General features: G+C 63.0%; 6 protein-coding genes. 2 read left to right on the top strand and 4 right to left on the bottom strand.

The features are described from left to right. The 4 genes from AC5RWX_RS31260 to AC5RWX_RS31245 form a co-directional block, all read right to left on the bottom strand. Positions 1 to 575 (bottom strand): cbb3-type cytochrome c oxidase subunit I (locus tag AC5RWX_RS31260; protein ID WP_494100080.1); only part of this gene is annotated, 575 nt, incomplete at its 3' end. Between the two features lie 20 nt (positions 576 to 595). Continuing rightward, complete coding sequence (ctaC, locus tag AC5RWX_RS31255; RefSeq protein ID WP_494100079.1) at positions 596 to 1,483, bottom strand: aa3-type cytochrome oxidase subunit II; 888 nt, start codon at positions 1,481 to 1,483, stop codon at positions 596 to 598. A gap of 215 nt (positions 1,484 to 1,698) precedes the next feature. Continuing rightward, positions 1,699 to 1,923 (bottom strand): hypothetical protein, encoded by a 225-nt coding sequence (locus tag AC5RWX_RS31250; RefSeq protein WP_494100078.1) that lies wholly within the window; start codon positions 1,921 to 1,923, stop codon positions 1,699 to 1,701. A gap of 46 nt (positions 1,924 to 1,969) precedes the next feature. Continuing rightward, entirely contained in the window at positions 1,970 to 2,260 is a 291-nt protein-coding gene (locus AC5RWX_RS31245; RefSeq protein ID WP_494100077.1) for a hypothetical protein, read from the bottom strand. A 298-nt stretch (positions 2,261 to 2,558) separates the two neighbouring features. Between AC5RWX_RS31245 and AC5RWX_RS31240 the strand changes: the two genes are divergently transcribed. Beyond that, positions 2,559 to 3,476, top strand: a complete 918-nt coding sequence (locus AC5RWX_RS31240; RefSeq protein WP_494100076.1) for a metallophosphoesterase — start codon at positions 2,559 to 2,561, stop codon at positions 3,474 to 3,476. A 28-nt stretch (positions 3,477 to 3,504) separates the two neighbouring features. Then, positions 3,505 to 3,785, top strand: a 281-nt coding sequence (locus AC5RWX_RS31235; protein WP_494100075.1) for a 2-C-methyl-D-erythritol 4-phosphate cytidylyltransferase, incomplete at its 3' end; no start/stop codon positions are given.

Genomic DNA, 3,785 nt, shown 5'->3' with positions numbered 1-3,785 from the left:
GCACGCATGCAGATGATGGTGGTGATGAAGTTGACCGCACCGAGGATGGTGCCGAAGCCGGACAGCGCCAGGCCGAACACCCACAGGTCCCCGCCGAGGCCCGGTGTGAACGTTGTGTTGGACAGCGGCGTGTAGGCGAACCAGCCGAACGAGGCTGCGCCCTGCGGGGTGATGAAGCCGGACGTTGCGATGGTGGAGCCGAACAGGAAGAACCAGAAAGCCAGCGCATTCAACCGCGGGAACGCGACGTCCGGAGCGCCGATCTGCAGCGGCATGATGACGTTCGTGAAGCCTGCGAACAGCGGGGTGGCAAACATCAGCAGCATCACGGTGCCGTGCATCGTGAACAGCTGGTTGTACTGCTCCTTGGTCTGCAGGATCTGCATCCCGGGCTCGAACAGTTCAGCTCGGATCAGCAGCGCCATGACGCCGCCAAGGAGGAAGAACACAAACGAGGAGATCAGGTACATGTACCCGATGGTTTTGTGGTCCGTGGACGTGATCCAGCTGACCACGATGCTGCCCTTGGGGCGCTTGACCACCGACGGTGCGGCGGTCGCCGTCGTGACGCCCATGTTCTGGCCGGTGGTGGTCATTACGGTTCCGTCCTTTGCTGTGCCTGTTCCAGGGCTGGTCGTTCCGGATTCCGGTCGTACTGGTCTCCGAGGATCCCGGTGTTGCCCCTGGCCCGGAGTTCGGCGATGCGGTTGTTGTATTCCTGCTCGGTCACTACCCGCACCTTGAAGAGCATTTCCGAATGGTATTCGCCGCAGAGTTCGGCGCATTTGCCCGTGAATTCACCGGTGCGGGTGGGAATGATGTCGATGAACCGGTTGTACTGGTTTTCGCCCGGGTACATGTCCCGCTTCTGCAGGAACTCCACCACCCAGAAGGAGTGCTGGACGTCCCGGGAGTTCACTTGGATCTCCACTTTTTTATTGACCGGCAGGTACAGGGTGGGCAGCCGGTCAGGCGTACCCCAGTTGCCGTCCAGGTGGGCCTGCACACCAGGGTCCTCGTGGACGTCTTCCTTGACGTAATTGAAGTCCCAGGACCACTGCTTGCCGCGGACATCGATCACCACGTCCGGGTCTTCGAAGCGGTCGTCCATGGCCCGCTGTTCCCGGTCGGTGAACACGAACAGGACCCCAACGATCATCAGCGGTACGGAGAGGTAAAAGACCTCCAGCGGGAGGTTGTAGCTCATCTGGCGCGGAAAGCCGACGGTATCTTTCCTGCGGCGGTAGGCGATGACGCACCAGAGGATGAGCCCCCAGGTGATCACGCCGATAACCAGTGCAGCGATCCACGAGTTCACCCACAAATCCGTAACCAGGGGGGTGTGGTCCGTGGTATCCCGTTCACCGGGAAGCCAGCCGCGCTGGACTTCCGCAGAACATGAGGTCAAAGCCAACAGGGCCGGAATTGTCAGTAAAGCGGCAGCCCGCCGCCACCTAAAAGTGTTTCTTCCAGTGCTGCTCACAGCGCGGTTCCCCTCCGGAAAATGCCCAGAGGCCCAACTGCATGAGCCCAATAACCCATGGCACGTGGCCAGCTGGTTTGTGCCCACCCTAGCGCGGGAAGGAGCCGAATGGGAAGAGGGTGAAACCGCGCGGGAGCGTCCCCGGAGGATGCCGGAACCAGGGCAAGCCGCAGGAGGCCGACGGCGGCCCGGAGGTATCGCCGTCGGGCGTCACATCACGTCGTCTCGCTGATGATTTCCCTGGCGGCCATGGCCAGCAGGTCACGCTGGAGGGCGGGCAGCGAGATCAGTCCCTCCACGTAGGCCTGGACCTCGTATTCGCCAACTGTGCCGCTCATGCCGAAGTACCGCAGCCAGAGCTCGGCAACGGTGATGTCGGCGTCCTTCAGGGTGTGGTTGAGCTGGCTGCGCTGCTCCGGCTCGTGCGGCTCGAATCCCATGACTGTCCCCTTGACGTCGTGTGGGGCGGCGCTGGCTGGCCGCGCGTCAGGCGACGTCCGGGTAGCTGGCGAGGATGTAGTCGGCTGCGGCGGGCCCGGTCATGTACAGGCGGCAGTTGTTCACGTCAACACCGCAACGCCGCATTCCTGCGCGGAAGGCCTGGTCCGGCTTGGCCCGGAAGCCGTGCAGGGCTGCCCAGCTGACGTAGAGGCCGTAAAGGCAGTCAGGTCCCAACGGGTGCTCAAACGAAGGATCGGTGATGGTGGCTTCGTCGAGGAACTGCTGGAAGTGCGAGGACGTCATGATGGCCCAATCCGGTTCTGCAATACGTGCCACCGGGTGGCTCCAGCAGCTGCTTCCTTGGGCCCCTGCAGTAAGGGCCGGGGAGGACGGAGTAATGCCCGTCACACTTCTGAATTTACCCGTGGCGCCTTGGGAAGTACAGTCCGACCGCTACCGTCAGGAGCCTGAAGAAACGGTCCTGGGTAGGGCCCGCACACCGCCGTAACAAAAGACAAGTCTTCCCAAGAATTCATAAGGGTGCTTATCATGTTCTTCTTTCGACGGCATGCAGCGACCGTCAGCGAACCTTCCCGGCTGGGCTGCGCCTGACGGGAACAGCTGAAAGGCTCCCATGCACCTGATTCGGTCCGAGTACTCAAACCCCAACCATGTGCTGGTCCACGTGAGCGACCCGCACTATGTGGAAGAGGGGCTGCTGTACGGCGAGCTGGATCCCCAATCTGGGCTGGTGGAAGTCCTTGACGCCATCGAGGCCAGCGGGCTTAAACCGGAAGCCATCATCTTCTCCGGCGACCTGGCGGACAAGGGCAGCCTGGAAGCCTACCGGCGGTTGCGGACCACCTGCCAGGCATACGCCGGACGCATGGGGGCGCAGCTCATCTGGGCCATGGGCAACCACGACGAACGCATGAACTTCCAAAAAATGCTTCTCGACGAGGAGCCGCAGACCCTTCCGGTGGACCGCAGCTACTACCTGGGCAATCTCCGGGTGCTGGTCCTGGACTCCTCCACCCCTGGATACCACCACGGCGAGATCAGCGATGAGCAGCTGCGCTGGCTGGCGGGGGAACTGGAGACAACGGCCGACGACGGCACCCTCCTGGTAATCCATCACCCGCCTGTGCCGCCGGTACAGGAACTCGCGGTGCTTTCGGAGCTGCGGAACCAGGGGAGCCTGGCCCAGGTGCTGGAGGGCAGCGACGTTATCGGAATCCTCTCCGGCCACACCCACCACAGCGTCTTTTCAACCTTCGCCAGCATCCCGGTATCGGTGGCTTCCTCCACCAGCTATAACCAGGACCTGGCACTGCCCTCGGGTGCCATGCAGGGCCTGGACGGCGCCCGGTCCTACAACCTGATCCGCATCCACAACCGGACCTTCGTCTCGGCGGTGGTTCCGGTGGGTGAGTACCCCCGGATGAACTCCTACATCACAGCCGAGGAAACCCGGCAGCGGCTCCAGGCCGCATCCATCGATATCCCATCCGCCACCGAAAACGCGGGAGGCACCCCCTGCGGCCGCCACTAGGCCGCGACGTCGAATGAAAGGACCAGCCATGGACCAGAAACCACCCTCTCCATCCGGCACCCGCCGCCGCAACGTCGCGGTCATCCTGGCAGGAGGAGTCGGCGCCCGCATGGGCCTGGACATACCAAAACAGTTTGTCCCGATCGCCGGCCGCACCAGCCTTGAGCACACGGTGGAGCTGTTCCAGCACTGCGAGCTGGTGGACGAGATGATCGTCATGATGGCGCCGGGGTACATTCCCCGCGCCGAGGAACTGCTCCTGGGCAGCAGGCCGGGGACCACACCGGATGGGAAAGCAGCCAACAAGCT

The sequence above is a fragment of the Arthrobacter sp. SPT-J7 genome, assembly GCF_059089965.1.
Note: the sequence above shows the minus strand (reverse complement) of the source record. Positions and strands in the feature narration are given on the sequence as shown.

Bases quoted from the DNA above. Each gene is read 5' to 3' on its own strand.
- AC5RWX_RS31250 (WP_494100078.1), bottom strand. From the start codon at position 1,923: ATGGGATTCGAGCCGCACGAGCCGGAGCAGCGCAGCCAGCTCAACCAC.
- AC5RWX_RS31240 (WP_494100076.1), top strand. From the start codon at position 2,559: ATGCACCTGATTCGGTCCGAGTACTCAAACCCCAACCATGTGCTGGTC.